The following is a 2,645-nucleotide window of genomic DNA, read 5'->3' as shown; positions in this document are numbered from 1 at the left end:
CCCACCACCTCCCCGGCCGGCGCGCCGCTGGTGCTGGACCCGGTGGCCGACGCGGTCGCCCGGGCGCGCCGCCACGTGCGCCGCGCGCTGCGGGAGGCCGACGCCGCGGAGTCCTCCACCTCCGCGGAGCTGGCCGTCTCGGAGCTGGTGACCAACGCGGTGCTGCACGCGCGCACCCCGCTCACCGTCGCCGTGCGCGCCGCGCCGGCCGGCCGGGTGCGCGTGGAGGTGGCCGACGCCTCGCCGGTGCCGCTGCGGGTGCGCCGGCTGGGCGCCGCGGCCACCACCGGGCGCGGGCTGCGGGTGGTGGAGGCGCTCTCCTCGGAGTGGGGCGTGGACCCGCTGCCCGCCGGCCGCGGCAAGACCGTGTGGTTCGTGCCGCGGCCGGGGGCGGACGGCCCCGGGCTCGACGCGGGCGCGTGGGCGGCGGAGCTGGAGGGTCTGGAGGGGCTCTCCTAGTCCTGCGGCCCGGCCGGCGGCGCCCCCGGCGCCGGCGGCGGGGGCACCACGGTCGCGGTGGTGCCCGCCGCGGCGAGGTTGCCCGAGTGGTCGCGCACGACAGCCCGGTACTCCAGCGCGGTGCCCTCGGGCAGCCCGCTGACGTCGTGGAACACGCGGTACGGGGCGTTGTCGTCGGTGCCCAGCGGGGTCCACCGCCTCGTGCCGGCGACCCGGTGGGCGAAGGTGACCTGCTGGAACCCGTCGCCGGGCACGTCCACGCCGATCTCGGCGCGCCCGCCCACGGTGCTCCCGGTGGTGAACCCCGGGACGGGTGCGGCCCGGGAGGGCCGCAGCGGCTCCGCCGCGCGCCACACGGCCGCGGACTGCGCCGGCACGGTCACCGTCACCTCCCCCGAGCGCGCCGAGCGCACGTCGCCGGTGCCCGCCGGCCACAGGCCCTCGAAGAGGCGCCGGCCGCTGAACGTGTCGAACGTGACCGTCTGCGGGCTCGCGGAGCTGTTGACCGCGACGACGTGCTCGCGCTGCTCCTGCGCGTCGATGCGGCTGAAGGCGTACACGCCGGGACCGTCCGAGGCGTAGCGGTGCACCTGCGCGCCGTCGGCCAGGGCCGGGTGGTCCTGGCGCAGCCGCGCCAGCTCCGCGATGCGCCGGTACAGCGGGTGGGAGGTGTCGAAGTTCTCCTGCGCCGTGGTGGCGTCGGTGCCGATGAGGTCGTCGTCGTTGTAGGTGGCCACCCGCGAGGGGAACAGGTCCTGGCGCGCGTCCTGGTCCCCGCCGTCGCCGGTGAGCCCCTGCTCGTCGCCGTAGTAGACGACCGGCTGCCCGCGCGTGAGGTACATCAGCGCGTGCGCCAGCTCGGCGCGGCGCAGCAGCTCCTCGTCCTGCGCGCCGTCGTCGCGCAGGAACGCGCCGATGCGGCCCATGTCGTGGTTGCCCAGGAACGTGGGCAGCGAGTAGGCGTTGGAGTCCGCGTCGGTGTAGTAGTCGTCCTGGGCGTAGAACTCCTGCAGCGCAGCGGCGTCCCCGCCGCTGGTGAAGGTGCGCGCGCGGGCCTGGAACCCGAAGTCCAGCGTGGCCTGCAGGCCGGCCTCGGTGGTGAAGCGGGAGAGGAACTCCGGGTTCGAGTCGTACACCTCCCCGAAGGAGAAGAAGTCCTCGTCGCCGCGGGCGGTCGCCTGCTGGCGGATCGCGGGGGCGAACTCCTGCCAGAACTCCGTGCCCACGTGCTTGACGGTGTCGATGCGGAACCCGTCGATGCCGAAGTCGACCCAGGTGCGGTAGACGTCCGTCATGCCCTCGACGACCTCGGGGCGCTCGGTGAACAGGTCGTCCAGGCCGGCGAAGTCCCCGTACCGGTCGGACTCGCCGCCGTTGAACAGCGCGTCACCGCGGTTGTGGTACATCGTCGGGTCGTTCAGCCAGGCGGGGACCTTCACCTGCGCCTCGGCGGCCGGCACCACCGGCGTGTACGGGAACGAGGTCTGCGCGTCCAGCGGGGGGAACGGCCCGCCGGCGAAGTCGCCGTCGTCGAACTCGTCGCCGGCCGCGTCGCGGTACGGGTCCTCGGCCTTGGGCACGTAGCGCGAGGTGCCCTCGGCGTAGGAGATCACGTCGGCGGTGTGGTTGGTGATGATGTCGAAGAACACCTTCATGCCGCGCGCGTGCGCGGCGTCGACGAGCTGCCGCAGCTCCTCGTTGGTGCCCAGGTGCGGGTCGATGCGGGTGAAGTCGGTGATCCAGTACCCGTGGTACCCGGCGGAGGCGTTCTCGCCCCGCCCCTGCACCGGTTTGTTCGCGAACGACGGCGTCAGCCAGATCGCCGTCGTGCCCAGGCCCTCGATGTAGTCCAGCCGGTCGAGGACCCCCTTCAGGTCACCGCCGTGGTAGAAGCCCTTGTGGGTGGGGTCCAGGCCGCTGACCAGGCGGTCCGCGCCGTACCCGCCGGTGTCGTTGGACGGGTCGCCGTTCTCGAACCGGTCGGCCATGACGAAGTAGAAGCGCTCGCGGGTGGGGTCCTCGCGCAGCGAGGACGCCGCCAGCGCGCGGTCGGCCGGGGTCGTGCCGGTGCGGTGGTGCGCCGGTCCGGCGGGTGCCGCCAGCGCGGCGGGGGCCGGGGCCAGGGCGAGCACCAGGGCGGCGGCGCCCAGGTTCGTCCGCCGCCGCCCTGGTGCTCGCCCTGGCCC

General features: G+C 75.0%; 2 protein-coding genes. One reads left to right on the top strand and one right to left on the bottom strand.

Going from position 1 to position 2,645, the window contains the following annotated elements:
• Positions 1-459 (top strand): ATP-binding protein (locus tag GTR00_RS18525; RefSeq protein ID WP_166613043.1); only part of this gene is annotated, 459 nt, incomplete at its 5' end.
• On the opposite strand, the gene GTR00_RS18520 is transcribed toward GTR00_RS18525, so the two are convergent.
• A partial coding sequence (locus tag GTR00_RS18520) for an alpha-amylase family glycosyl hydrolase (protein WP_240900590.1) occupies positions 456-2,645 on the bottom strand: 2,190 nt, incomplete at its 5' end. The genes GTR00_RS18525 and GTR00_RS18520 overlap by 4 nt on opposite strands.

It is taken from the genome of Kineococcus indalonis (assembly GCF_009906395.1).
Taxonomy (GTDB): Bacteria; Actinomycetota; Actinomycetes; order Actinomycetales; family Kineococcaceae; genus Kineococcus; species Kineococcus indalonis.
This window is presented reverse-complemented; position numbering and strand designations above follow the sequence as displayed.